A 25,576-nucleotide genomic window follows, 5' to 3' on the forward strand; every position below is an offset into this window, starting at 1 on the left:
AATAAAACAGACTCATCAAAACTTAAACCCATACTACAATGAGCAAGAAAAAAGGCGGATTTGCTGAACTACTCTTTAAAACCATAATGCCCAAAGTCTATGGTATTGGTGCTGCGGTTGTTATTGTTGGTGCACTTTTTAAAATCCTACACTTTACCGGTGCAGACGAAATGCTTATGGTTGGTCTGCTTACAGAAGCAGCCATCTTCTTTTTAAGTGCGTTTGAACCACCCGCAAAAGAAACAGACTGGACAAAAGTATACCCTGAATTGGCTGAAGACTATGAAGGAACCATTGCTGCACCAACTGTGCGTAAAGCTGGCGGTTCTTCCGATTCGCCTATTTTGAAAATTGATGAGATGCTGAAGACAGCAAAGGTTGATCAAAACCTGCTGGATAACCTCGGCAAAGGCCTGACTAACCTGGCTGATTCGGCCAAGCAAATGAATAACCTCTCCAATGCGGCAGTAGCTACCAACGAATATGCTACTAACGTGAAGACAGCTTCTAAGGCTTTAGCTGATATGAACACGTCATACAAAACTGCTATTGATGCAGTTGGTGCTATGGCCAATGCATCAAAAGATGCAGGTGAGTATCACTCACAGGTACAAAAAGTAACCAAAAACCTGGCTGCTCTGAACTCAGTTTACGAAATGGAGTTGAAGGATGCGGATAGCCACGTGAAAAATATGAACAAGTTCTACGAAAGCCTTACTGGTGCTATGTCAGGTCTTTCCAAAGTGGGTGAAAACACTACGAAATTCACTACAGAACTTGGAAAACTATCAGATAACCTGACTGCTCTCAACAAAGTATATGGCAGCATGCTCACTGCTATGAAAGGTGGAGGCAATTAATAAATCAGGACAACGTTTGTAGATAGGTTTAAGAAATTTTAGTACGCATAAAACCAAAGAAAAATGGCAGGTAAAAAAGAAACCCCGCGGCAGAAGATGATCGGTATGATGTACCTGGTACTAACCGCACTTCTGGCCCTTCAGGTGAGTAATGCTGTGCTTGAGAAGTTTGCCATTATTAACGAGACACTTGGCCAACTGATTGAGGATACCAAGAAGAACAATGAGAGTCAATTGGCTTCTATTTTGAAGGAAGGTGGAAAAAGTGAAAAGGCTGAAATCAAAGACGCAGTTCAAAAGGCTCAAAAGGTCCGCGAACTTTCGGCTTCAACCACACAATGGATTGATGGACTGAAGCAAGAAATGCTTAAAACCTCTGGTAGCGAAACCGTGAATGAGAAGATCATCAACGATCACAGCTCCAAAGTAGCTACCATGATGATTGATAAGAAACAGAAGTGGGGAAAGGAGTTTGAAGAAACTTTAAATAATTATGTAAAGGAACTGAATGCGTTAACAGGCGAGAATTTTGAGACCTTAGCAAAAGCGCCTAAAGACATTCCAATTTTTGCAGCTGATGATGATCACGTTCGCAAAGACTTCCTGACTTTTACCTTTGAAAACACACCTGTAATTGCTGCGCTTGCTTCCGTTTCTCAGATTCAAACCGAAGTGTTGGAATACGAGTCAGTAGCATTGCGTAAACTGGCCGAGAAAGCGGGTGCTGCACGGGTTGCTTTTGAAAACATTATTCCTATGGTACGCCCAAAGGCATCTGTAGTTGCTGCTGGTGCAACCTATGAAGCTGACATGTTTATCTCCGCCTCTTCTTCTGCACTGAGCCCTGAGATGACATTTAATGGAAATCCTATTCCCGTTGAATTAGATCCGGTTACAGGCATCAAAATGGGTAAGGTGAAATTTACTGCATCTGGCGGTAGCTACGATGCAAACGGCAGAGCCAAAAAGACTTACGAAGCGGTTATCAAATTAAATGATGAGGAATACCCCGCTACCATTGAATACGAAGTTGTAAAACCAACCATTCGTGTTACAACGGGTACAGCCCCTCGCCTATACATGGGTTGTGGTAACGATGTAAACATTGAAGTGCCTACTCTGGGCACAAGCTATAACCCTAGCTTCTCTGCTAAGGGCGCACAGCTTACTAAAGGACCTAAAGTTGGAAACGTAATTATCGTTCCTAACCAAAGAAGAGTGGAGGTTTCAGTAAACAATGCGGGTACCTTTATTGGTACTGAAGTATTTGATGTGAAGCCAGTGCCTCGTCCACGCGTAATAGCTAAAGATAACAACGGCAGACCAATTGATCTGAAGAATGGATTTAAAGCTGGTTCTTTAGCTGGATTGCGTGTAAACGCTGATGCCGATGAGAACTTCAAGAGTGAAGTTCCTAAAGACGCCAATTTCCGAATACGCAACATGTCGGTAATTCTTGCCCGTGGAACAGCACGTGTCCAGGAACTAACCCTTACCAGTGAATTGATTGATCTAAGTGCATGGCGTGCTTTGATGAGACCTGGCGACCGGATTATCATTGAACCAAAGAACATTGTTCGCATGACCTATAGTGGTGGCCAGGAACAGGTTACTGTTTCTAGTCAGGATCTTGTGACTATCCCTATTCAATAAAAGAACTTATGACTAGTATGTTAAAACGTTTTCTTCTCCTGTTGGTATTGACTTCGCCTTTACTGGTTGTAGCACAACCGGAAGAGGTCCAGTACAATCCCAACTCGTTGAATCCGATACCGCGTTATGAGCAACTGTACAAGTTGCGTGTGTGGAGAGTCTTGGACTTAAATGAGAAACAAAACAAAGGTTTCTTTGCCAATGGCGGGGAGATTACCAGGTTGATAATGGATGCTGTAAAGAGTGGGGAAATCGTCTCTGTTTATAAAAATGATTCATTGAACGAAAGCAGCAAGTACACTAAGGACGAATTTCTGGCTAACCTCATATCTCAGCAAGGTCAAACATTCCCTGCTTGGGATCCGGCAAGCACGTATTTTCAAGGTGATATTATTTCTTTTAACGGAAAGAACTATGAACTTCAAATAAACCAGGATACGGGTACGAACCCAAGTCAATCTCCAAACCAAGAGTGGCTCGTTACAACACAAGGTCAAGGATTGACATACTTGGCGCGTGATGTCAATGTACTGAATCTGATGGAAGATGTTATCTTTGATAAGAGACGTTCACGCTTGTATTACGATATTCAGGCCATTGAAATGCAGGCCTTCGATATCAATACTTCAACCTATAAATCACTCGGTTGGTTTAAGTACAAGGATATCGAAAAGGTTTTCCGTAACAACCCTGAAAAGGCATACTGGTTTAACAGACAAAACACAGCAGAGAATAAAAACTTTGCTGATGCTTTCTTGCTTCGCTTCTTCAAGGGATCGGTATACAAGATTGAAAACCCGGATGACGAAACCATTGCAGATACCTACAGAAACAACGGTCGTCCTTATTATGAGAGCGTATGGGCACGTGAGTGGGCTGAAATGATGCTCATGGAGAAGGAACACAACCTGTGGGAGTTCTAATCGAGTTCTTAGAAACATAACATGAAACCCTGATAGCCTCAGGGTTTTTTGTTTACCGGGCTTGTTGCTTGATCTTTATTGCCCGTGCTTTGCCTACCAGTTCTTCGAGTTCTTCCTGGCTTGCTTCTTTTATTTTTTTTGTGGATTTGAAGTGCCTAAGTAATTTGGTAATGGTCTTTTCACCAATGCCTTCCAGGCTGTCCAGCTCTGTTTTCAGGGTTGATTTGTTTCTCTTTTTGCGATGAAACGTAATGGCGAAGCGATGGGCCTCGTCCCGTATTTGTTGAAGCAGCAATAATCCGGGTGATTTTTTATTGATGTGTAAGGGAAGCGGATCTTCCGGATAATAGATTTCCTCAAGCCTTTTGGCAATTCCGGCAATGGGCAATTTGCCGTATAGATTTAGTTCTTTCAGCGACTCGCACGCGCTGCTGAGTTGACCTTTTCCTCCATCCACGAGGATAAGATCAGGCAACTCACTTCCTTCGTCCAGAATTTTTCTGTACCGCCTGCCTACAATCTCTTTCATCGACTCAAAATCGTTAGGCCCGGTAACGGTTTTGATGTTGAAGTGCCGGTAATTTTTTTTATCTGGCTTTCCGTTCACAAAACGTACCATGGATGCAACCGGGTAGCTGCCTTGAAAATTTGAATTATCAAAACATTCAATAATCATGGGCGGGTGCTGAAGGTGCAAATCTTTTTGTAAAATTTGGATAACCTCTGCTTGTCGTGATTTTTTCTCACCCCGAACCAATTCGCGCTCCTTTTGCATCTCCAGTGCATTTTTCAGCGAGAGAGAAAGAAGTTTTTTCTTGTCACCTATTTTAGGGATGGTGTTTATGATTTCTTCAGAGATCAGTACAATGGGAAGGTTGCTGATAATCTCACGATGCAATGAATTTGTTTGTTCACGCAGTGAAACCAGTGCATAGGAAAGTAATTCTTCATCGGGTTCATCGAGTTTTTTCTTCACTTCCAATGTTTTCGAGAACACAATCGCTCCCTCTTTAACCTGCATGTAGTTGATGTAGGCATAATCATTTTTGCTGGCGATTGACACCACATCAATGTCGGTAAGGTTTCGGTTCACCACCAGCGATTTGCTTTGGAACCGATCGAGTAGATTAAGTTTGTCTTTAAATTTTTGAGCTTGCTCAAATGAGAGACTTTCGGCAGCTGCTTGCATGTGGCGCTGAAAGTATTGCTCTACCTTGCTCAGGTTTCCTTTCAGGATGTGGCGGGCCTGGTCAATATCTTCGAGGTAGTCGGATTCGCTTTGTAAATTTTCACAAGGGCCTTTACAATTGCCGATATGAAATTCAAGACAAACTTTAAATTTTTTCTGTTCAATGTTAGCTGCGGTAAGTGCAAGCGTGCACGTGCGAATGGTATATAGTTTCCTTACCAACTCTAGCACACTTTTCATAGCCGTTACGCTGGCATAAGGGCCAAAGTACTCACCTTGTTCAGGTAAATATTTTCGCGTAGATATGATTCTTGGAAAGCGTTCGTTGAGAATGCAGAGGTATGGAAATGTTTTATCATCCTTTAACAGGATGTTGTACTTCGGCTGATTCTGTTTAATGAAATTATTTTCCAGCAACAACGCATCGAATTCAGTGTTGGCCACCGTGTATTCGATGTGGTTAATTTCTGAAACAAGTTTTAGTGTTTTACGGTTTAGTCCGCTGCTTTTATTAAAGTAGGAGCTAACCCGTTTCTTCAGACTTTTCGCCTTGCCTACATATATGAGTTCGTGCTGTGCATTGTAAAAGCGGTAAACACCGGGTGAATCCGGAAGCAGAAGAGCATAATCTTTTAGCTCATCAAACAACATGCTGATTAATTGAAATCATCCCATTGGCGGTCATCAACCACCTGGGTTGAATCGGCTCCGGGGTATTGGGCACAATCCAGGGTGATGTCAAGCCCGGTTCGGGGTCTTCGGAAAAATCCCTTTTTGTATTCAACGGTCTGGTCTGCGTACACCTTCAACATAAACTTTTCCCAAATCGGGCGGGCTGTGCGTGTGCCTTGCCCCATACTCCAGGTTCTGTAATGTATGCTGCGCTCATCGCCTCCAACCCAAACTCCGGCTACCAGGTTGGGTGTAACGCCCATATACCATCCATCTGAGGCATTGTTGGTTGTTCCAGTTTTACCCCCAAGTTCATTATCGATTTTTAATTCTTTGTTCAGCCCGCGTGAAGTTCCGCCTTCTTCCTCTACACCACCTTGTAACATGTAAATCATTTTGAAAGCCGTTTGTTCACTGATGGCTTCACGTGTTTTAGGCACAAAGTTTTCAATTACGTTACCATTTTTATCTTCAATGCGACTTATATAATACGGCTCTGTGTAAATACCACTATTCACAAATGTGGCATACGCACCGGCCATTTCATAGAGCGACACATCGCTTACACCAAGACAAAGAGAAGGCACAGCATCCAACTGACTTGAGACACCAACGCGGTGTGCAAAATTGACAACGGTTTGTTCTTTAATCTCTTTCATTACTTGTGCTGTAATGGAGTTGACGGATCTTGCCATTGCTTGACGAAGTGTCATTTTCTCTCCACTGCCTCGTGTGCCATCTGAATTGGGAGGATACCATGTTGTTCCTGGTACATTAAATACCGGTGAAATATCAAATTTCTCCAGGCAAGGATTGTAACCTAACTCCAATGCCGCACCATACACAAATGGTTTAAAGGTTGAACCGGGTTGTCGTTTGCCCTGACGTACGTGATCGAACTTAAAGTATTTGTGATCAATGCCACCCACCCATGCTTTAATTGCACCGGTATTGGCATCTATGGCAATTAAGCCGGTATGCAGGAATCGCTTATAATAGTTCAGTGAATCCATGGAACTGAATAAGGTATCCCGTTCACCATTCCAGGTAAAAATGCGCATGGGCTTTTTCAGGTTCAGCATGATTTTTACCGAATCGGATTTTTCACCGTAGCGTGCAACCAGATTTTTGTACGCATCGGTTTGTTTAATCCGCATCTGTAAAAAATTTCGGATCTCTTTTCCGTCTTCATCCAGCCATGGATTTTTTCCTTGCCAATGTACATCAAAATCCCCCTGAAGAAATTTCATGTGCTCTGCTACTGCTTCCTCGGCATACTGTTGTAAACGACTGTCAATGGTGGTATAAATTTTTAAACCAGACTCCCATAAGTCGATGTTCCGTTCTTTGCACCACGCCATCAAATCCTGTGAAATAACACTTCTGAAATAAGTGGCCAATCCTTCATTTTGATTTTGAACGCGGTACTGCAACACAATGGGAAGCGCTTTAATGGAATCGTACGCTTCGCGTGTTGGGATGTAGCCATGTTTATACAATTTGTACAACACTTCGTTTCGTTTCACCAGTGAATTTTCTGGATTGAGCACCGGATTAAAGCGTGTGATGGCTTGCAACATACCAACCAATACAGCCGACTCTTGCACGTTCAAACTATCAGGCGTTCTTCCAAAGTAAGTTTCAGCCGCTACCTGAATGCCATAAGCATTGCTACCAAACTCGGCTGTGTTCAGGTACATGGCAATGATTTCTTCTTTGGTGAAATTTTTTTCCAGGTGGAAAGCAATGATCCACTCTTTTGTTTTCTGTACAATCCGCCTGGGGTAGCGACCCAGTTTTCCGATGGTACCATCAAGGCCCATATCCGGATTTTGGGTGTACAGGTTTTTAGCCAACTGTTGGGTGATGGTACTTCCGCCACCAGCCGGACTGAAGGTAAGCAGTCCTTTCAATACACGCAGGTAAGCAATGAAATCCATACCCGAGTGGTCATAAAATCGGTGATCTTCCGAAAGGAGTAACGTATTCACCAGGTCATCAGAAAGATCATCATACGAAACCTGTGCGCGGTTGTACCGAAAGTAGCGGCCTAGCGAAACACCATCGGCAGAGATGAGCTCGGATGACAAATCGTTCTCCGGATTTTCGATTGATTTTAAACTGGGCATTCCCCCGAAAAGGCCAAACAAATCGATGGACACGGAATAGATGTAAATCGGGAAACCGATAATGAAGCAAAAGAAAAGTATCCAGATGGCGCGAACGATCCGCTTGAACCAGGGATGGTTCATGCCTAACAGGCTACGGATTTTTTGGGATATAGTTTTTTTCAAAGAATTGGAGGTACTCATGCAAGCCTTTAGTCCTGTAAAAAATATCGAAGTTATTTTTCGTAATCACAAAAGTATCGAATTTATGCGGTTTTAAGGTGTTCAGGGTTGGTTGCTTTTCGATAAACGTACGGTAGTATTGCTGAGCGTCATTCATGGCGTTAAGCCCCGAAACGAATGTAATGGAGTTGTTTTCATCGAAGATCAGGTTGCTTACCTTCAGTTTTGACGTGGAAAAGTTCGCCTGGTTAAATCCATCCAATGCCTTGGAGGCAACGTCTTCCAATTTACCTTTGGTTTGGTAGATGATAACAAAGTAATGGGGCTCATCGAAGGAGGGGATGTATTTGATTCCTTTTTCTTTTTCACGCTTCAACTCAAAGTCGCGTGAAGCTTTGAGCAGTTTTTGTGCATAGGCAGTTATTTCTGTTTCAGGATATTGTTTTATGAATTCCTCGAGTCGGTATTGGTACCGTGCAATTTCTTCCGTTTTGCCCATGGCAAGAATTTTCAACAACTCCAGGTTGGGGGTGAAGGTCGTTTTCTCCAGGGCAAGGGCTTCATTCAGTATGGTAAGGGTTGAATCCAGTTGGTAAACTTCAAATTGTTCATAAGCAATTTTGTACAACGCCTTTTGTTTCTCCATTACCTGGCTGGATTCAAGCAGGTAGTCGGGGTTGATTAAAATCTTTGCGAATGTGCTTTCGGGAAAGTTCGCTTTTAACTCTTGAGCGTACCGATCTGCCCGACCCGGATCGGATTCTTTGTGCATGAGGTAAAGCTTGTAAAGTACCTCCGGGCGATAATCCGTTTCAGGAAAACGTGTGAGCAGTGTTTCATATGTACCAACCGCATTTTCTTTCTCCTGCAGTTTGAAATAATAGATATCACCCAAGAGGAAATAGGCATCTTCAATTTTGGAGAGCGCTTCAGCAACTTGTTCCGGAGTTTTGGGCAATTCTTTGTTGATTCGTTGAAACTCCTCAAGTACCGGATCGGTTTTGGTAGCTTCTTCACTTGGCGCTGCTTCATCTTTTGCCTTTCCATCTGTTGCAGCCACGGTATTGGTGCGCTGCGATGCAGGCAAGGCACGCGATGATCTCCGCCAGTTATCTTCCAGTGGTATCGCTCCCCATATTCGTTTAAATTCCTGCTGACCTAAAGCAAGTGCCGAAGGATTTCCGAAATACCAGTCTGTACCTTCCAAACCGGTTGCTGTGTTCAGGCTTGAATTTACCTGTGCGATATCAATGCGGTTACGTTTCTTTTTCTTGCGCGTTTTTTCTTCCGGCTTCTTTTTGCTTTCCAGTACAGCAGTAATGTGTTGCATTAATGAGGCCGAATCCATCTTAGCCATTACCATCAGGCTGTCTTGCCAGGTTATGGTATTCAAGTGTGTAACAAACTCGGCAAGAATTTCCTGACGGGTTTTTACGGCAGCAAAGTCTTCGTGGTCTTTGCTCAGGTTTGCAACCGCACTATCGTAATAGAGTTTTGCGAATTCGTAATTTTTTAACGTGTCGTAATAGATTTCACCCATTTGTAAATACGCTTCACCATCAATCTGGGCGTTGTTTCCTTCACGTAGAGCCAGCTCAAATGTTTCCAGCGCTTCTTTAATGTTTTTTTGCTTGCGTTCAAACACACCCATTTCATAATAGATCTTGTCTCTGAACTCTTTGTTCTTACTATCCTTCAATAATTTTTTAAACGACTTGCGGGCATTGGCGATGCTACGGCTTTTGGATATCTCAGCTACCTGCGCCATGTACAAACGTGCGTAAAAATCAACCTCGTATTCCGGATGTGTGTCCAGGCATTTGCGGAAATAATTGTAGGCCTCTGCTTCAAATCCAAGTTGCTGATAAACCTGCCCGAGAATAAAGTAGATGCGTCCTGGCCTGTCTTTCTTTTTTAAAAGCGGCACGGCTTCTGTTAAGTTCTTAACAAAGTTGTCATCATCACCACGCACCTGGTAGTAATGTGCTTTTTCAAGATAGAGTTTTTTGAGATTGGTTTTGTTTAGTTTTTCTTTTTGCAGAAAATCAAAAGTGGCTTCTGCATTATTGAATTCACCGTGTTCGGTAAACGTTCTTGCCAACCAGATCAACGCTTCATGCCGGGTGTGCAGTTCTTTCCCTTTTGTGTTTACAAACTTGAATGTCTGGATGGCATTACCCCAATCAAAACTGTATAACCTTCCCTTGCCTACCAGCACATAACTGTCATCTACCCATTTGCTGTTGGGATGCCGTTGTATGGCGATGGAGGCCATCTTAATGGCTTCCTGAATTTCTTTGTCGTAACTCTTGGCCAATACAGAATCAAGCGGAGGGAAAAGCTTCAAAACCCGGTTATAGTCGTCTTTATGATTTTTACGGATGGTGCCCTCAATTTTTGTGATTTCTTCCAGCGCATAATAATACCCGTTGTAATGTGCCGTTGTGTTATGGAATGCCTTACTCGTGATGGTATTCGATTGTGGTGAGCAGGCTACCACGAGGGCACCAAAAAGGATATAGACGTACCGGATTTTCAAGGCAGACACTTCAACGGTTAAGAAACGCAAAAAACGAATATTCCATATTAATTACGCCCAGATTATCTACTTTTGTGGGTTAAAATCGCGATTTGAAGCCAAAAAAGACCATTTCTAACTGGTTAACCAACCGATACCAGCTGGTAATCCGGAATGAGGAGAACTTTGCCGAGAAAACCAGCATGGGTTTTACCTATTCGAAGGTAATCCTTTTTTCAGTGATCATCTTCGCGGTCATCTTCGCGATCAGCCTCTTTCTGGCACAAACCATATTGGCGAAGTGGTTCGATCCGCGCTTTGCACAGATGCAGATGAACAAGCAGTTGATTGAACTGGATCAAAAAGTAGACTCCCTTTACCTGGAGGTTGACCGCAAGGATCAGTTCATCTTAGGTATTCAAAGGGTGCTGAGTGGTGATACCAGTGATTTCAATGACCCTGCTAAAATTTTAAGCAGTGAAGGGCAACCGCTTGTGAAACCAGATGAACTTAAGCTTGCGCCCTCGGATTCATCATTCCGCAAAGAGTTTGAAAAATCAGACTTGGCCTTGATCACCCTGGCCAGTGTGAAGTACCGTGAACTGCAGGAAACGTTCTTCTTTTCGCCCCTTACGGGATTTATTTCCGGTCACTATGACGCACAGCAGGGTCATTATGGGGTGGATATTGTGGCCAAAACCAATGAACCAGTAAAGAACATCGCAGATGGAACAGTAATTTTTGCTTCCTGGACACAGGACTCCGGGTATGTGATGATGATTCAGCATAAAGGCAACCTGATCTCGGTCTATAAGCACAATGCCCAACTCTATAAAAAAGTTGGTACTTTTGTCAATGGCGGAGAAATCGTTTCTATAGTTGGCAATAGCGGAGAAATGACGGATGGCCCACACCTGCACTTTGAGTTGTGGTACAGCGGCAACCCGCTTAATCCGGAAGAGTTTGTAACATTTTAACCAGACAAAAACATGTTTACTTCAAAAGAAGAAAAACGAGTGGCCGAAGAAATCAGCAATTCCAGCAACAACATTGGAAAGGGAACCTTTCTGGAAGGTAATATTGAAACGTATGGCAACATACGCATTGAAGGAAAAGTAACAGGTCATGTAAAATCAAAATCAAAAGTGGCCCTGGGCTCTTCTTCACAAGTACAAGGCAACATCACCGCACAAAATGCCGACATTGAAGGTGAAGTGAAGGGTAAAATTGAAATTGCAGAGTTGTTAGTATTGAAAGCAACAGCCGTGATTCACGGTGATATCGTTACCGGTAAGTTGGTGGTTGAGCCGGGTGCGTCCTTTAATGGAAGCTGTAAAATGGGCGCCACCATTAAGGAAATCAAGATAGGTGAAAACAATGGCTTCGGAGCATCGCGATCCCTCACCGGAACAGAAGCCAAAACCATCTAACAGCTACCTGAAGTATAGTAGCCTTGCCCTGCAGCTTTTGGTTACCATTGGGTTGTTTGCGTGGTTTGGCTATTTGCTTGATGGCTGGTTGAAATTAAAGTACCCCATATTTTTGATTGTGTTTGTGTTCGTTGCCTTTGCAGGGATGATGTACCAGTTGTATAAGTCTATTGATAAGTCGTGAGCAACCTGACAGGTTTTTTGGTTACGATGGGGTTGGTGGTTGTGATCATCGTGGGCGTGAGCCAATCGTTTTCTGCACTTCCTTCATTTTTTTTTCAGAGTCTGGTACTGCTTACAGCCAGTACCATCGGACTGTATTTTTACCTGCTGCGCATTCACAAAGACAGGCCCGATTTTTTCGTTCATTTTTACCTGGCCAGCATCGCCATAAAACTTTTGGCATACGGTGCATACCTGGCCTTAATCATTTGGGAAGACCGCCCCGGAGCTTTGGAGAACGTTGTGTTTTTCATTGCGGTCTATGCCGTGTTTACGGCACTCGAAGTGGGCTTTTTGTGGCGGCAGATCAGCAGATGAGGTTTCGGATTTTATTCTGAATGTATTACTGTTCTTTCCATCCGGGTCCGCGTACAACACGCCCAGGTTTTGCGCCTGTGTGCGCTCCGTCTTTTAATACCTGTATGCCGTTTACGAACACATGCATCACGCCTGTGCTGTATTGATGTGGTTGCTCAAATGTGGCATGATCCTGAATGGTTTGCGGATCGAACACGACTACATCGGCATAATAACCGGGAGTTAATGAGCCACGCTTTTTTATTTTAAGGTTAGAGGCCGGCAACGAAGTGAGTTTACGAATGGCTTCTTCCATCGGAATTACTTTTTCATCGCGCACGTATTTGCCCAACAAGCGCGCAAAGTTTCCATACGCACGCGGATGGGTGCTTGATTTAATAAACACCCCTTCAGTCGCTAATGAGCCCGCATCAGAACCAAAGCTGAGGTATGGTAAAGCAATTTGCCGTTTAACATTTTCCTCACTCATCATAAAATAAGCTGTACTAACACGTGTGCTATCGGCAATCACCAGGTCCATGGCAGTTTCTTCCGGGCTCTTCCCGTAAAGAGCTGACACCTCGGCCAGTGTTTTGCCGATGAACTGCTTGAGTGAATCGTTGGCAAAGCCCAACAGCAGAACACGTTCTGCTCCACCGGCCATCAACAACAGATTTTCCCACGCATCGGAAGGTTTGCGCATTTCATCTAATACACGCTTGCGTATTTTCGGATCTTGCAGCCGTTTAACCCATTCCTTTATTCCGCCTTCCTGCACCCAGGGAGGCATTGAGGCATCAAGCCCGGTTGCTCCAGCGGTATAGGTATACATGTCGGCTGTTATTTTTAAACCTTCTTTATTGGCGTTATTTATCATAGTGAGTACAGAATCCAGCTTCCACCAGTTTTCCTGTCCGGCCATTTTCAAGTGGTAGATTTCTGCGGGTAGTTTACCTTCACGGGCAATTTGTATGGTTTCATCTACAGCGTTGAAAATGTTGTTACCCTCACTGCGCATGTGGGTAATGTACATGCCCCCGTACGCTCCGGCTACTTTGCATAATTCAACTAACTCCTTGGTTGATGAATAATTTGCGGGTGCATAAATGAGTGATGACCCCACACCTAACGCACCTTCCTCCATGGCTTGTTTTACCAATGCTTTCATGCGTTCCATTTCTTCTGTATTGGGCAACCGGTTGGCATAACCCAACTCATGTATGCGAATGGTGGTAGCCCCTACAAATGATGCAACGTTGGGAGTTACACCCCTTCGCTCAAGCGATTCAAGATATTCGCCTAATGTGGTCCAGTCCAGATTAAACTTCCAGTCCGGATCATGTTCCATATCGGTAAGCATATTGGCTTTCATCTGGTCATTCAGCGGCCCCATGCTCCAACCTTCCCCGAACACTTCCAGCGTAACGCCCTGGCGAATATCCGACTGAGATTTTCCATCAATAATCAATGATTTCGTAGCCCAGCTTAACACATTGATGAAGCCAGGGGAAACCGCCAGCCCTTCAGCGTTGATCTCAATTTTGCCTGTGGCTTTTGCCAGGTCGCCAATAGCAGCGATGGTATCAGCATTAATGCCTACATCTGTTACCATACCGGGTTTTCCCGATCCATCAAACACGGTACCCCCACGGATAACAACATCAAATTTTTGCTGTTGACAGGCATTGAGGAGTAATAAAGCGGCAACTAAGATGGAGAGTTTTTTCATAGGTTGAGGGTTAGGCTCGCTCAGTATAGTTAGTAATCAGCAGGCAAAAGCACAATGTTAATTATTGTTTTCGGTCGTACTTTAACTCAAAGCGGCTTCAAGTTTAACATAGTCAATACCCATCGCCATAAAACTTTTGGCATTCGGTCATACCTGGCTGTAATCATTTGGGAAGACCGCCCCGGAGCCTTAGAAAATGTGGTGTTTTTCATAGCGGTTTATGCCGTGTTTACGGCACTGGAAGTAGGCTTTTTGTGGCGGCAGATCAGCCGGTGAAAACGGCCAAGAAAAAATTCAAAAGATTTCTTTCTCATAGTTTAATTAATACCTTTGCGGTCGGATTTTAAAACCCCTAATCTGGCCCAAATGAGCGTTTTTTACCACAAACTCACCCGGTTTTCCCTCGTTCTTGCGCTGCTGTTTTCTTCTGTTTTTTCGTTTGCAGCCGATGCTTCTGAAGGGGGCGAGTTTAACGCCAGCGAGGTGATTCTTCACCACGTAATGGACGACCACATCTGGCACTTTTGGGATGGGCATTACGGCACCCTTTACCTGCCGGTAATCGTGTACTCATCTGAACGCGGACTGGATATTTTTTCCTCAAAGAATTTTTATGATGACCACCACAATGTAGTGGCCTACAATGGCTACACGCTTGATCATGGTCACATCTATTTGAATGGAAATTCCGTGTTCGATATTTCCATCACCAAAAACGTGGCGATGCTGTTTATCAATGCTGCATTGTTGATGGTATTGTTGTTGGCCGCTGCGAAAGGGGCAAAGCAAAATGCGGGCAAGGCGCCAAAAGGTCTTCAGTCGTTCTTTGAGCCAATCATTGTTTTTGTTCGCGATGAAATTGTGAAGCCAAACATCGGCCATCACTACGAAAAATATTTGCCTTACCTGTTAACGCTGTTCTTCTTCATTCTTTTCGGTAACCTGTTGGGCTTGTTGCCTGGTGCCGGTAACATGACGGGGAATATTGCTGTGACGATGACGCTTGCGGTGTTCACGTTCATTATTACCAACGTGAGTGGCAACAAGGCATACTGGAGTCACATCTTCTGGACACCCGGTGTTCCGCTTCCGCTTCGCATTGTGATTTTGCCGGTTGAGATCGTAGGGATATTCACCAAGCCGTTCTCCCTGATGATTCGTTTGTTCGTGGCGATTACGGCTGGTCACATTGTATTGCTGAGCCTTATCAGTCTGGCGTTTATTTTTCAGAGTGTTACAGTAGGGTTTATTTCAAGCTTGATAGTTCTGTTTATTAACCTGATTGAGATTTTAGTTGCAGGTATACAAGCATACGTATTCACCTTGTTTACCTCAGTTTATATTGGAATGGCTACGGCCGATCATGATCATCATTAACGTGTTTCACTTAAATCAATAAATATATGTTGTTATCACTTTTATTAGACATCAGCTACGCAATCATGGGCGCTGGAATTGGTGCTGGTCTGGCTGCAATTGGCGCTGGAATCGGTATCGGTAAAATCGGTGGCTCTGCAATGGAAGGTATGGCCCGTCAGCCTGAGGCTGCCGGTAAAATTCAAGGCGCCATGCTGATCATCGCGGCTCTTATCGAGGTTGCTGCTTTGTTTGCGCTGGTTATTTGTCTTCTGATCTGGACATTGGGATAATGTCTGAATCTCAAAGAGCTTGTCGATGCAATTGGCTGAGACAAGCTCTTTAAATTGATTTAATGATTACCTGCTTGGCAGGACTAAAATAAAATCCTATGGATCTTTTAACACCCGGTACAGGTCTTATTGTTTGGCAGGCAATAGTTTTCCTGCTTTTAGTTTTGTTGTTATCAAAGCTTGCCTGGAAGCCAATTTTGAGCTCTTTGAAGGAGCGCGAACAATCCATCCAAAATGCGTTGGATACGGCTGAGAAAGCTCGTGCTGAGATGACGCGCCTGCAGGCCGATAATGAAAAGTTGCTGAAAGAAGCACGCGAAGAACGCGATAAGATGCTGAAAGAAGCACGCGAGGCAACTAACCGTATGAAAGAGGAGGCACAACTGGATGCAAAAAAGGCAGCTGACAAAATTATTGATGATGCCCGTGCAGCCATTCAAATTGAGAAGCAGGCAGCCATGAAAGATGTGCGCACGCAAGTAGCCATGTTTTCGCTTCAGGTTGCAGAGCGTTTAATGAAGAAAAACCTCTCAACGGATAAGGCTCAGAAAGAGCTGGTGGAAGAATTCATTAAAGATATAAAGGTAAACTAAAGCATGGCTGAATCACGGGTAGCATCGCGATACGTAAAATCCTTGTTGGGCCTTGCCGAAGAACAACAGGTGTTAGACCATGTGCACAACGACATGCTGCTATTCACCAAGGTGTGTAACGAGAACCGCGCGTTTGCTTTGATGCTGCGCAGCCCGGTTATCCGTCATGATAAAAAGCGGGATGTGCTCCAAAAAGTTTTTGCGGGTAAAGTTCATGCACTTACCATGGCTTTCTTCGATATCATCACCCGTAAAAACCGTGAGCCGTTGTTACCATCCATTGCACGTGAGTTTCACAACGCCTATAATGTGTACAAGGGCATTGGTACTGCACAATTGGTAACCCCTTTCCCGGTTGATGCTGCTTTGCGCAAAGAGATTGAAGGGATTGTTCAGCAGATCAGTAAGAAAAAGCAAATTGAGTTGGTGGAAAAAGTAGATGCCGACATGATTGGTGGTTTTGTGCTGACGGTGGGCGATCGCCAGGTGGATGCTTCCATCAAGAATAAATTAAAAGCATTGAAAACTAAATTCAGTCAGAACCCTTATGTGAAGGGATTTTGATCGACAATAAATTAACGACAAAGAAACAAGAAGATATCATGGCAGAAATCAGACCTGAAGAAGTATCCGCAATATTGCGTGAACAACTTTCGCAATCCCGTACGGATGTTGAACTGGAAGAAGTTGGTACCGTATTGTCAGTAGGTGACGGGGTAGCCCGCATCTATGGCCTCACGCAGGCACAAGCCGGTGAGTTGCTTGAATTTGAAAATGGTCTTCGCGCCATGGTATTGAACCTGGAAGAAGACAACGTGGGTGCCGTATTGTTTGGCGACTCAAAGGGTGTGCACGAAGGTGATACCGTAAAACGTACCGGTAAGATTGCCTCTGTTATGGTGGGTGATGGCATGGTTGGTCGTGTGGTTAACACACTTGGCGAACCTGTTGATGGAAAAGGCCCGTTGAGTGGCGAGCTGTATGAGATGCCTTTGGAGCGCAAAGCTCCGGGTGTTATCTACCGTCAGCCTGTAAACGAACCATTGCAAACCGGTATCAAAGCGATTGACTCCATGATTCCGATTGGTCGTGGTCAGCGTGAATTGATCATTGGCGATCGTCAGACAGGTAAAACTGCTGTGGCGATTGACACGATTATCAACCAGAGAGAATTTTTTGAAAAAGGCCAGCCAGTTTATTGTATTTACGTAGCGATTGGCCAGAAGGGATCAACGGTTGCCAACGTGGCCGCTGAATTGGAAAAAGCAGGTGCACTTTCCTATACGGTAATTGTATCAGCAACGGCATCTGATCCAGCTCCGATGCAGTTCTTTGCTCCGTTTACCGGTGCAGCTATCGGTGAATTCTTCCGCGATACGGGTCGTCCGGCATTGGTTATTTATGATGACCTTTCCAAGCAGGCTGTTTCTTACCGCGAAGTATCCCTGCTGTTGAGAAGACCTCCCGGACGTGAAGCGTATCCCGGTGACGTATTCTACCTGCACTCTCGCTTATTGGAGCGTGCGGCCAAAATCATCAACAACGATGAGATTGCGAAGAACATGAACGACTTGCCTAACTCCATCAAGCATTTGGTTAAAGGTGGTGGTTCACTTACGGCACTTCCGATTATCGAAACACAGGCTGGTGACGTATCGGCTTACATCCCGACCAACGTAATTTCCATTACCGATGGTCAGATATTCCTTGAAACAAACTTGTTTAACTCCGGTATCCGTCCGGCTATTAACGTGGGTATTTCGGTATCGCGTGTAGGTGGTGCAGCTCAGATCAAATCCATGAAGAAGGTGGCCGGTACGTTAAAACTTGATCAGGCACAGTTCCGTGAATTGGAAGCATTTGCCAAATTCGGTTCCGACCTTGATGCGGCAACTAAACTGACAATTGAACGTGGTCGCAGAAACACCGAGGTATTGAAGCAGGATCAGTATGCACCGGTTCCGGTAGAGGAACAGGTTGCGATCATCACCGCATCTACCCGTGGCTTTATTGACCGTGTGCCGGTTAACAAGGTGCGTGAGTTTGAGGCAGATTTTCTTGCCTTGATGCGCTCTGCTCATCAGCAGGTGTTGGATAACTTACGTGCCGGTAAGTTCGAAGACGCGGATGTGGAAACCATCAAAAAAGTAGCTCTTGATTTAGCCTCGAAATATTAAGCAGAACAATGCCGAGTTTAAAGGAAGTTAAGAATCGCATTACTTCGGTGGTCTCTACCCAGCAGATCACCAAGGCCATGAAAATGGTGGCAGCCGCAAAATTACGTAGGTCGCAAGATCGGATTTTGCAGATGCGTCCGTTCGCACACAAACTGGCCTACATTCTTCGTAACCTTTCTTCAGCACAAAGTGATGGTGCCGATAACTGGTTTAGTGCGGTGCGTCAAGAAAAGAAGATTCTTATTGTTGCGGTAAGTTCTGATCGCGGATTGTGCGGTTCATTTAACACCAACGTGTTTAAAGGTGTGCTGCGCCTGATCAGCGAAAAGTACGAGCAACAAAATCGTCAGGGGAATGTAACGGTAATGTCGATTGGCAAGAAAGCTGAGGACTACTTCGGCAAGCGTAAATTCCCGATCGTTAAAAATTATACAGGAGTTATTGCTTCCCTTACCTTTGATCGTGTGGCCGATGCATCAGAGTACATCATGGATGCATTTAAAAAGGGCACGTACGATAAGGTTGAAATTGTATACAACGAGTTTAAGAATGTGGCCACACAAGTGTTGCGCACAGAGCAGTACTTGCCTGTAGTGATGCCTGAAAGTGAAGAAAAAACAGCTGAAGTGGATTATATCTACCAGCCAGATCGTGAAGAGATTGTTACCGGTTTGATACCAAAGTCGTTGAAAGTGCAATTATTTAAGGCGGTGTTAGATTCCAACGCAGCAGAAAATGGTGCACGTATGACAGCCATGGATAAAGCAACTGAAAATGCCGGAGAATTACTGAAAGAGTTGCGGTTGACCTACAACCGAACACGTCAGGCGGCCATCACCAAGGAAATTCTTGAAATTGTTGGCGGTGCCGAGGCCCTTAAGGCTTCTTAGGCGAGCCAGATTTATCATCATTATCAAGACCCATCTTCACCTTGAGGATGGGTTTTTTGTTGGTTTTACCAAGAGTTTACCAATTCTGAACGGTGTTAACCTTTGGATAATTTCAGCTAAAATCTATCTTGCACACGCTAAAATCTGAACTAACCCTAAAAAGGCCCTCTGCCAAACCTATTATCGTTATCATCTGATATGCAGCAGTTGTTTCAGGACCTGCCCGGTGTAGTTTATGAATACATCATCCGCAAGGATGGAAGCCGTTCGTTTCAGTATATCAGTGAAAATTGCAAAGAAATTTTAGGCATTGATGCGGATGTTTTCCTTAAGGATTCTACGGTTTTCCGGAAGATAATTTTACCTGATGACAGTTCTGGTTTTGAAGAGACTTTACAACAAAGTCACGACACCCACGGTGCGTGGAATTGGGAAGGTAGAATACTGGTGAATGGAAAAATCCGGTGGATTGAAACCCGTTCAAATCCAGCTCCCTTTGCGGATGGCATTATGCGCAAGGGAATCATGATTGACATCACCGAACGAAAACTTCAGGAGCAAGAACACGAGTTGCGTTTTCAATCACTCGTTGAACATTTGCCTTTGGGCATTGGCATTCACATAAACGGGGAGCTCGTAATGGCCAATGCATACGCGCACAGCCTTATGCGGGTGAAGCAAGGTGAATTGATTGGACGAAATGTGATGGAATTTGTTCACCCCGACAGCAAACCCCTTGTGGTTGAGCGCATGAAGCGCGTACTGGCGGGTGAAACACTTCCTGCTGCTGAAGAGAAATTTATACGCGCAAATGGTGAGATTATTTTTGTAGAAACTTCTGCCATGCCTTTTAATTTTAAAGGCCAACCTGGTGTTCAGATTATTGTTCGCGACATTACCGATCAAAAGCGTGTAGCGGAAGAAATCCGAAAGAACGAAACATTATTTACGCAATTGTTCAACAATGTTCCGATTGCCGTGGTCATGTTGGATGTGAATGGGCGCGTGGAGATGATAAACCCGGGCTTCTCATCTATTTTCGGGTACGACATGCATGAAGTCAAGGGTAAAAACCTGAATGATTTTATCGTACCATCCGAGTTGCAGATAGAAGGGATTGATTTGAATAACCTTATTGCTTCTAAGCGGGTTATTCAGTTGGAGACCTTCCGCAAGCGAAAAGATGGAAATCGCGTAGATGTAATTCTTTACGGTATGCCCATTATGATTGATGAACAGGCCATTGGAATTTATGGCGTGTATGTCGACATCACCAGTCATAAACAATTAGAAGAAGAATTAAAGACGAGAAACACGGAGTTGGATAATTTCGTGTATAAGGTTTCTCATGACCTGCGTGCGCCTTTATCATCCATCCTGGGTCTCGTTAATCTTTCAAAACTTCCGGGCAATACCGATGATCTGCACGAATACATTCGCATTATCGGAGAGAAAGTAGCAGACCTGGATCACTTCATCAGCGATGTGCTTAGCCACTCCAAAAATTTAAAGCTGGAAGTAAAAATTGACCAGATTGATTTTAAAAATATTTTATCGCGCACCATCACCGATTTAAATTACCTCGATGGCGCGGCAGATGTTCAATTTGATATTTCCATACAGCAAGGCGAATTTTACAGCGATCCCTGGCGCATTGGTGAGATTTTCAGAAACCTGGTTTCCAATGCGATCAAGTACAGACAAACGGATTCGGGCCAACCGCAGGTTCATGTAGAGATTTCGTCAGCCGATGGTGAGGGAGTGAGAATTGTTTTTGCTGATAATGGTATTGGAATCAGTGAGGAGAACCTCGGCAGAATATTTGAAATGTTTTATCGTGCCACTGAGCAATCCGATGGATCGGGTATTGGGTTATATATTGTTAAGAATGCAGTAGAGAAATTAAATGGTATAATTGACGTAGTGAGTAAACCTGGAGCGGGTACAACGTTTATCATTCAACTTCCGGATCAACGAGCCCAATTGAAGCAAGCGGAATACCAGAAGCATGAAAATTAGTGAGGTTACAAGCATAGAACATCAGCGTGAATTTCTGATGCTGCCGGTAAGGCTTTACAAAAATGAGCCATGCTGGATCAGGCCGTTGGATAAAGATGTCGAGGCAGTTTTTGATCGGGAGAAGAACAAGACTTTTCAACACGGTGAATGCGTGCGTTGGATTTTACAAAGCGATTCTGGTGAAACAATCGGGCGAATTGCAGCTTTCATCAATCAAAAAACAGTTAATAAAGGAAACGATCAGCCTACCGGTGGATTCGGTTTCTTTGAGTGCATTCAAAATCAACAAGCTGCATTTACGTTGTTCGATACAGCTAAAAAATGGTTGCAGGATCGCGGCATGGAGGCTATGGATGGCCCCATTAATTTCGGCAACCGCGACCGGTGGTGGGGATTGTTAATTGAAGGATATGACCGCGAACCCAATTATCAATGCAATTATAATTTCCCTTATTACAAGGAGTTTTTTGAAGCCTATGGTTTCCAGGTTTATTTCTATCAGCTAACCTTTGGCCGCCCAATTGAAGGCCCATTGGATGACCGCTTGTATGAAAAGGCCAAGCTGGTGGAACAAAACCCGGATTACGCATTCAGTTATTTACCTAAATCACAGTGGGATACATTGCCGACAAAAATTAAAGATGTGTATAATCGTGCCTGGGCAAAGCGTGGTGAAATACCTGAACTAACCGAAGCACAGGCGCGTCATTTGGTTAAGCAGATGAAGCCGATTATGGATGAGAAGTTATTGTGGTTTGGATACTATAAGGGTGAGCCGATAGCGTTCTTCTTATCGTTACCGGAAGTAAACCAGATATTTAAACACGTAAATGGTAAGCTGGATGTGCTGGGTAAATTGAAGTTTGTATGGCATTCGTTTCGCAAAACGAATAAAAAGGCATTTGGACTTTTATTTGGCGTTGTGCCCGAACATCAGGGAAAAGGTGTTGACGGAGCCATTATTGAGACATTCAGAAAAATGGCTCACGCAAAGGGATTTGCTTACCAGCAATACGAAATGAATTGGATTGGAGACTTCAATCCTAAAATGATACGGGTTGTAGAACAAATTAATGCACCGGTGGTTAAACGACATGCTACGTATCGGAAGTTATTTGATGAGTCGAAACCCTTTAAACGTATGCCGATAGTTGGATAAGGTATGGAACAACAAGACAACGAAACGCCATCGGGATTTTTGATGCGTAACCTGCTGAAGGGGTTGCTTTGGTTTGCCGTGATTATTACAGCGTATATTTTGCTGGAAGGCTACATCGAAGAAACGCTGTCGCAACACATGAAAACATTAGCTGGAAAGGAGCTTTTATTGTTTTCAATTTTTACAGCCTCAGAGATTGTTTTCGGTATTATTCCTCCGGAATTTTTTATGATCCTCTGGCAACATCAGGGCGATCTTTCGCAATATATCATTAACCTTTCCATTCTGGCGGTAATTTCCTATGGAGCAGGTGTACTTGGGTACTACATCGGAATAACCTTTACCAAAACAGCATTCTTTAAAAGAATACGCGAACGGTATCTGGTTCAATATGAATACAGCTTGCGCAAATATGGCATGTACCTGGTTTTGGTAGGTGCCATTACACCGGTTCCGTTTTCAGCCATGTGCATGCTTGCGGGCTCGGTAAGGCTTCCTTTCAAAACCTTTTTGCTTGTTTGTATATCCCGTATACTTCGGTTTGCTGTTTATGGCTGGATGGTGTGGAGCTTCCCGAATTGGTTTGGCGCTTAATCAAACATTATTTCTTTACTGCACACGTGTTTATGCCCACCAACGTATAGAGTGGACAAAAACTCATGGCACTGGTTAGGATGAACACCGCTCCTAAAATAAGCAGTACAATGCCCAATGTTCCAGTAACGGTTCCGGCAAAATACAGGGCAATAAAAATCAGCCCCAGTGTTACCCGAATTAATTTGTCGGTTTTACCCATGTTCTTTTTCATAGCATTAGAGGTTTAATTACTTAAACCTATAGCCTTTCCTTAAAATATGTTGTGATTAAAGTCACACCTGACAAAAATCATCCACTGGATTTTTAAGGTTTAAGCACAATGCGTTCATGCGCGACTTTTTCAATGGAGCGCTTGGTAAAAAACACATTGAAGTGTTCATCAAGGGCCCAGGGTTCAAATAAGTTTTTGTAGAACGAACTGTGTACATCACCACTTTGCCCGGGGGCGTTGGTGAACCAGGTTTCATTCAGGTTAGATAAATCCGCAACCATTCGAAATGATGCTCCACTGGTTTGATTATCACCATTGCCCGTCATGCCGGGAGTAAATCCATTTCCGCCACGAGGCAAGGGTCCGCAATTCAACAGTTCCCGAAGGGAGTCATTGACCGCATTGCTCAACGGATGCTTGATCAACACGTGATGATATTCAGGTTGGCCATACTGCCAATTAGTAATATCACTACCTAACTTTTCTTTTAGATTATCCACAGCTTTTTGAAAAGAGTTTTTGAGAAATGAATTAGTGCCCCCAAATTCAGTACGGTTACTTTTTAACCACTCCTGTATTCGTCTTAACGGTACATAACGAATAGCATCTCTGGCATGTGCAGGCACAAAACGCGTATAAGCCTCACGAATAATTTCTCTTTCCCAGGCGACATATACTGCAGCTTCAATGGATGAAGATGAAAGAACGTAATCCCAATTCAGTAACAGGTTTTTCAGACTATCATATGTTGCATTTTCAAATTCAAGTTGTTGCAAGTAAGGTATAAGGTTGCGTGCCGGTAGCGACAAGTAATCCACCTGAAGTTGCTTCATGTCATCAACCGTAAATTTTTCTTTTGATGCGAGTACTTCATTTACTCTATTCGCCCGACTGCTATCAGCCCATTCCCAACCCACTGCATTCCGATGCGGGTAATTGCTTAAAACCAGGTTTTCATTTGCGGTTGCCCAAAAGCCTTTTTCAGGATTTAGTGTATTGGGCAATTGTTTGATGGGAAGGTATCCGTCCCATTCATAACGTCCATCTCCCGGTACGGGCAACAGGCCAGTCCAGTTTTTACGCACAGGTGCAATGCCTACCACTTGCCAGCCGATGTTTCCTTGCTGATCTGCCCAAATCATATTTTCACCCGGAAGATGACTGAACGTACAAGCCTCACGAAACTCTTCCCAGGTTTTGGCAACATCCATGCGCAGACTTGCCAGGTATGGTGCACCTCCCGGTTCCAACCAGGCACACCGCACCGCATACGCTTTATTCCGTTTCGTGTCAACAAATGTTACGGGTCCATGTCGGGTGTATTGATGGTTGACGTACACATCCGCAGCATCTTTTACCTGAATGGTGTCGGGAATGATTTTCATCTCTTCCCACGATCCGTTGTATTTGTACCGAAGCAGATTTTTTGGGTCGAGGTCATACACAACCAAGTCTTCACTATCCACTTCAAAAACAGTAAGTCCCCAGGCACCGTGTTCATTATGTCCGATAGAAATCCCGGGAATAGTCGGCTCGCCACCGCCTACTACATTCCAACCCGGTGCGTGCAAATGAACCATGTAGCGTAGCGAGGGAGCCGCCAATGCACGATGCGGATCATTGGCCAGTAGAGGATAACCCGATACGGATTTTTTTCCTGAGACAACCCAGTTGTTGCTACCAATAACGTGTTGTGAAGAGTTAGTAAGCTCAAGCAATGCTTGTTCATCGGCTTGCGCCAGAAAATTGTAGTCGATAGAGGAGGGATTGGTGTAAGCAATAAGATCTTCAGGCTTGAAGGAAACCGGTCTTCGGTAGGTAGTGTATAATTCTAAAATATTTTCAAAGAGACCAGCAGTATCAATAGCTGGATCGAATGTGAGGTCGGGCTCGCCAGGTTCAAACACACGAAGCTCTTTTACTTTTTCTTCTCCCAGCAAAACAATCGCGCGTGCAATATCAAGTTCATCGGTAACATTGCCCACCAAACCCTGGTGCCGTGATATGACAACATCGGGTGTCCAGTAACCGGGTTTAATCCCAAGCAATTCAAATTCGATTGGAAGAAGTTGAGGGTTATTTTCTGTTTCTTTGATAAAAGCATTTACACCATCAGTAAATGCCTGAATAATTTCTTCGCCCTGTGGGTGATAGTGGTTTAGTTCTTGGGTCAGGTCGCCACGATATTTAAAAAGTCGTGCACCGATATCGCGTTTCACTTCGCGTTCTCCTAAAATTTCAGCTACGGTTCCGGTCGCTTGCCTCCGCCAGATTTCAAATTGAAATAGTCTGTCTTTGGCTGCGGCATAACCTTGTGCAAAGAAAAGGTCGTGTTGGTTTTGAGCAAAGATGTGGTTAACCCCATGTTCATCGCGAATGATTTCAACCGGCTGCTTTAGCCCGGAAACGGTAAGTTCCGTTTGTTTGAGTTTTTCCTGATTGGATGAGCAGTAACAAAGGAGGAAGGAGGTGATAATAAGAACATACCGAATCATGA

At 44.1% G+C, this 25,576-nt stretch carries 23 protein-coding genes; 17 read left to right on the plus strand and 6 right to left on the minus strand.

Annotated features, from left to right (window positions below):
- Nucleotides 1-38: 38 nt before the first annotated feature.
- The 3 genes from gldL (at nt 39) to gldN (ending at nt 3,436) form a co-directional block, all read left to right on the plus strand.
- A complete protein-coding gene (gldL, locus tag QY309_18010; GenBank protein WKZ59741.1) occupies nt 39-860 on the plus strand; it encodes a gliding motility protein GldL in 822 nt (273 codons plus the stop codon).
- 63 nt (nt 861-923) lie between these two features.
- Nucleotides 924-2,513, plus strand: coding sequence for a gliding motility protein GldM (gene gldM, locus QY309_18015; GenBank protein ID WKZ59742.1), 1,590 nt, complete (start codon nt 924-926; stop codon nt 2,511-2,513).
- 17 nt (nt 2,514-2,530) lie between these two features.
- Nucleotides 2,531-3,436 (plus strand): gliding motility protein GldN, encoded by a 906-nt coding sequence (gene gldN, locus QY309_18020; GenBank protein ID WKZ59743.1) that lies wholly within the window; start codon nt 2,531-2,533, stop codon nt 3,434-3,436.
- A gap of 52 nt (nt 3,437-3,488) precedes the next feature.
- On the opposite strand, the gene uvrC is transcribed toward gldN, so the two are convergent.
- Genes uvrC through QY309_18035 form a run of 3 tightly spaced genes read right to left on the minus strand, consistent with a single transcriptional unit; the run spans nt 3,489 to nt 10,136 of the window.
- Complete coding sequence (gene uvrC, locus QY309_18025) at nt 3,489-5,276, minus strand: excinuclease ABC subunit UvrC (protein ID WKZ59744.1); 1,788 nt, start codon at nt 5,274-5,276, stop codon at nt 3,489-3,491.
- 5 nt (nt 5,277-5,281) lie between these two features.
- Nucleotides 5,282-7,549, minus strand: a complete 2,268-nt coding sequence (locus tag QY309_18030) for a transglycosylase domain-containing protein (protein WKZ59745.1) — start codon at nt 7,547-7,549, stop codon at nt 5,282-5,284.
- A 10-nt stretch (nt 7,550-7,559) separates the two neighbouring features.
- The gene (locus tag QY309_18035) at nt 7,560-10,136 is read right to left on the minus strand and encodes a tetratricopeptide repeat protein (GenBank protein WKZ59746.1); all 2,577 of its coding nucleotides are present in this window, start codon (nt 10,134-10,136) and stop codon (nt 7,560-7,562) included.
- Between the two features lie 83 nt (nt 10,137-10,219).
- Here QY309_18035 and QY309_18040 point away from each other — a divergent pair, with 83 nt between their 5' ends.
- From QY309_18040 to QY309_18055, 4 genes are read left to right on the plus strand one after another with little or no spacing between them, the layout of a single operon-like run.
- Nucleotides 10,220-11,083, plus strand: coding sequence for a M23 family metallopeptidase (locus tag QY309_18040; GenBank protein WKZ59747.1), 864 nt, complete (start codon nt 10,220-10,222; stop codon nt 11,081-11,083).
- Nucleotides 11,084-11,095: 12 nt separating this feature from the next.
- Nucleotides 11,096-11,536 carry a polymer-forming cytoskeletal protein gene (locus QY309_18045; GenBank protein ID WKZ59748.1) on the plus strand — a complete coding sequence of 147 codons (441 nt, stop codon included), beginning with the start codon at nt 11,096-11,098 and terminating at the stop codon, nt 11,534-11,536.
- Nucleotides 11,484-11,720, plus strand: a complete 237-nt coding sequence (locus QY309_18050) for an AtpZ/AtpI family protein (protein WKZ59749.1) — start codon at nt 11,484-11,486, stop codon at nt 11,718-11,720. Before QY309_18045 ends, QY309_18050 begins: the two co-directional genes overlap by 53 nt.
- Nucleotides 11,717-12,076 (plus strand): hypothetical protein, encoded by a 360-nt coding sequence (locus QY309_18055; GenBank protein WKZ59750.1) that lies wholly within the window; start codon nt 11,717-11,719, stop codon nt 12,074-12,076. The genes QY309_18050 and QY309_18055 overlap by 4 nt, the downstream gene beginning before the upstream one ends.
- A 25-nt stretch (nt 12,077-12,101) precedes the next feature.
- Here QY309_18055 and QY309_18060 read toward each other — a convergent pair whose 3' ends face one another.
- Nucleotides 12,102-13,784: a D-aminoacylase gene (locus QY309_18060; protein WKZ59751.1), complete on the minus strand. Its 1,683-nt coding sequence runs from the start codon at nt 13,782-13,784 to the stop codon at nt 12,102-12,104.
- A gap of 54 nt (nt 13,785-13,838) precedes the next feature.
- On the opposite strand from QY309_18060, the gene QY309_18065 reads away from it, so the two are divergent.
- The 10 genes from QY309_18065 (at nt 13,839) to QY309_18110 (ending at nt 22,865) form a co-directional block, all read left to right on the plus strand.
- Nucleotides 13,839-14,060 (plus strand): hypothetical protein, encoded by a 222-nt coding sequence (locus QY309_18065; protein WKZ59752.1) that lies wholly within the window; start codon nt 13,839-13,841, stop codon nt 14,058-14,060.
- Nucleotides 14,061-14,150: 90 nt separating this feature from the next.
- Nucleotides 14,151-15,161, plus strand: coding sequence for a F0F1 ATP synthase subunit A (gene atpB, locus QY309_18070; protein ID WKZ59753.1), 1,011 nt, complete (start codon nt 14,151-14,153; stop codon nt 15,159-15,161).
- A gap of 26 nt (nt 15,162-15,187) precedes the next feature.
- Complete coding sequence (atpE, locus tag QY309_18075) at nt 15,188-15,433, plus strand: ATP synthase F0 subunit C (protein WKZ59754.1); 246 nt, start codon at nt 15,188-15,190, stop codon at nt 15,431-15,433.
- 98 nt (nt 15,434-15,531) lie between these two features.
- Nucleotides 15,532-16,026, plus strand: coding sequence for a F0F1 ATP synthase subunit B (locus QY309_18080; GenBank protein WKZ59755.1), 495 nt, complete (start codon nt 15,532-15,534; stop codon nt 16,024-16,026).
- A gap of 3 nt (nt 16,027-16,029) precedes the next feature.
- Nucleotides 16,030-16,590 carry an ATP synthase F1 subunit delta gene (gene atpH / locus QY309_18085; protein WKZ59756.1) on the plus strand — a complete coding sequence of 187 codons (561 nt, stop codon included), beginning with the start codon at nt 16,030-16,032 and terminating at the stop codon, nt 16,588-16,590.
- A gap of 38 nt (nt 16,591-16,628) precedes the next feature.
- A complete protein-coding gene (atpA, locus tag QY309_18090) occupies nt 16,629-18,203 on the plus strand; it encodes a F0F1 ATP synthase subunit alpha (GenBank protein ID WKZ59757.1) in 1,575 nt (524 codons plus the stop codon).
- 8 nt (nt 18,204-18,211) lie between these two features.
- Nucleotides 18,212-19,093 carry an ATP synthase F1 subunit gamma gene (gene atpG / locus QY309_18095; GenBank protein ID WKZ59758.1) on the plus strand — a complete coding sequence of 294 codons (882 nt, stop codon included), beginning with the start codon at nt 18,212-18,214 and terminating at the stop codon, nt 19,091-19,093.
- 198 nt (nt 19,094-19,291) lie between these two features.
- Nucleotides 19,292-21,112 carry a PAS domain S-box protein gene (locus tag QY309_18100; GenBank protein ID WKZ59759.1) on the plus strand — a complete coding sequence of 607 codons (1,821 nt, stop codon included), beginning with the start codon at nt 19,292-19,294 and terminating at the stop codon, nt 21,110-21,112.
- The gene (locus QY309_18105) at nt 21,102-22,271 is read left to right on the plus strand and encodes a hypothetical protein (protein WKZ59760.1); all 1,170 of its coding nucleotides are present in this window, start codon (nt 21,102-21,104) and stop codon (nt 22,269-22,271) included. Before QY309_18100 ends, QY309_18105 begins: the two co-directional genes overlap by 11 nt.
- A 3-nt stretch (nt 22,272-22,274) precedes the next feature.
- Nucleotides 22,275-22,865: a VTT domain-containing protein gene (locus QY309_18110; GenBank protein ID WKZ59761.1), complete on the plus strand. Its 591-nt coding sequence runs from the start codon at nt 22,275-22,277 to the stop codon at nt 22,863-22,865.
- Nucleotides 22,866-22,872: 7 nt separating this feature from the next.
- Here QY309_18110 and QY309_18115 read toward each other — a convergent pair whose 3' ends face one another.
- Both QY309_18115 and QY309_18120 read right to left on the minus strand, forming a co-directional pair.
- On the minus strand, nt 22,873-23,079 hold the full coding sequence (locus tag QY309_18115) for a DUF2892 domain-containing protein (GenBank protein WKZ59762.1): 207 nt from the start codon (nt 23,077-23,079) through the stop codon (nt 22,873-22,875).
- A gap of 92 nt (nt 23,080-23,171) precedes the next feature.
- Nucleotides 23,172-25,574, minus strand: coding sequence for a penicillin acylase family protein (locus tag QY309_18120; GenBank protein ID WKZ59763.1), 2,403 nt, complete (start codon nt 25,572-25,574; stop codon nt 23,172-23,174).
- Between the last annotated feature and the right edge of the window lie 2 nt (nt 25,575-25,576).

The sequence above is a fragment of the Cyclobacteriaceae bacterium genome (assembly GCA_030584025.1).
Classification (GTDB): Bacteria; Bacteroidota; Bacteroidia; order Cytophagales; family Cyclobacteriaceae; genus UBA2336.

Coding starts and splice junctions, on each gene's coding strand:
- gldL (WKZ59741.1), top strand. CDS start 39: ATGAGCAAGAAAAAAGGCGGATTTGCTGAACTACTCTTTAAAACCATA.
- gldM (WKZ59742.1), top strand. CDS start 924: ATGGCAGGTAAAAAAGAAACCCCGCGGCAGAAGATGATCGGTATGATG.
- gldN (WKZ59743.1), top strand. CDS start 2,531: ATGTTAAAACGTTTTCTTCTCCTGTTGGTATTGACTTCGCCTTTACTG.
- uvrC (WKZ59744.1), bottom strand. CDS start 5,276: ATGTTGTTTGATGAGCTAAAAGATTATGCTCTTCTGCTTCCGGATTCA.
- QY309_18030 (WKZ59745.1), bottom strand. CDS start 7,549: ATGAACCATCCCTGGTTCAAGCGGATCGTTCGCGCCATCTGGATACTT.
- QY309_18045 (WKZ59748.1), top strand. CDS start 11,096: ATGTTTACTTCAAAAGAAGAAAAACGAGTGGCCGAAGAAATCAGCAAT.
- QY309_18050 (WKZ59749.1), top strand. CDS start 11,484: ATGGCTTCGGAGCATCGCGATCCCTCACCGGAACAGAAGCCAAAACCA.
- QY309_18060 (WKZ59751.1), bottom strand. CDS start 13,784: ATGAAAAAACTCTCCATCTTAGTTGCCGCTTTATTACTCCTCAATGCC.
- QY309_18065 (WKZ59752.1), top strand. CDS start 13,839: ATGTTAATTATTGTTTTCGGTCGTACTTTAACTCAAAGCGGCTTCAAG.
- atpB (WKZ59753.1), top strand. CDS start 14,151: ATGAGCGTTTTTTACCACAAACTCACCCGGTTTTCCCTCGTTCTTGCG.
- atpE (WKZ59754.1), top strand. CDS start 15,188: ATGTTGTTATCACTTTTATTAGACATCAGCTACGCAATCATGGGCGCT.
- QY309_18080 (WKZ59755.1), top strand. CDS start 15,532: ATGGATCTTTTAACACCCGGTACAGGTCTTATTGTTTGGCAGGCAATA.
- atpH (WKZ59756.1), top strand. CDS start 16,030: ATGGCTGAATCACGGGTAGCATCGCGATACGTAAAATCCTTGTTGGGC.
- atpA (WKZ59757.1), top strand. CDS start 16,629: ATGGCAGAAATCAGACCTGAAGAAGTATCCGCAATATTGCGTGAACAA.
- atpG (WKZ59758.1), top strand. CDS start 18,212: ATGCCGAGTTTAAAGGAAGTTAAGAATCGCATTACTTCGGTGGTCTCT.
- QY309_18100 (WKZ59759.1), top strand. CDS start 19,292: ATGCAGCAGTTGTTTCAGGACCTGCCCGGTGTAGTTTATGAATACATC.
- QY309_18105 (WKZ59760.1), top strand. CDS start 21,102: ATGAAAATTAGTGAGGTTACAAGCATAGAACATCAGCGTGAATTTCTG.
- QY309_18110 (WKZ59761.1), top strand. CDS start 22,275: ATGGAACAACAAGACAACGAAACGCCATCGGGATTTTTGATGCGTAAC.
- QY309_18115 (WKZ59762.1), bottom strand. CDS start 23,079: ATGAAAAAGAACATGGGTAAAACCGACAAATTAATTCGGGTAACACTG.
- QY309_18120 (WKZ59763.1), bottom strand. CDS start 25,574: ATGATTCGGTATGTTCTTATTATCACCTCCTTCCTCCTTTGTTACTGC.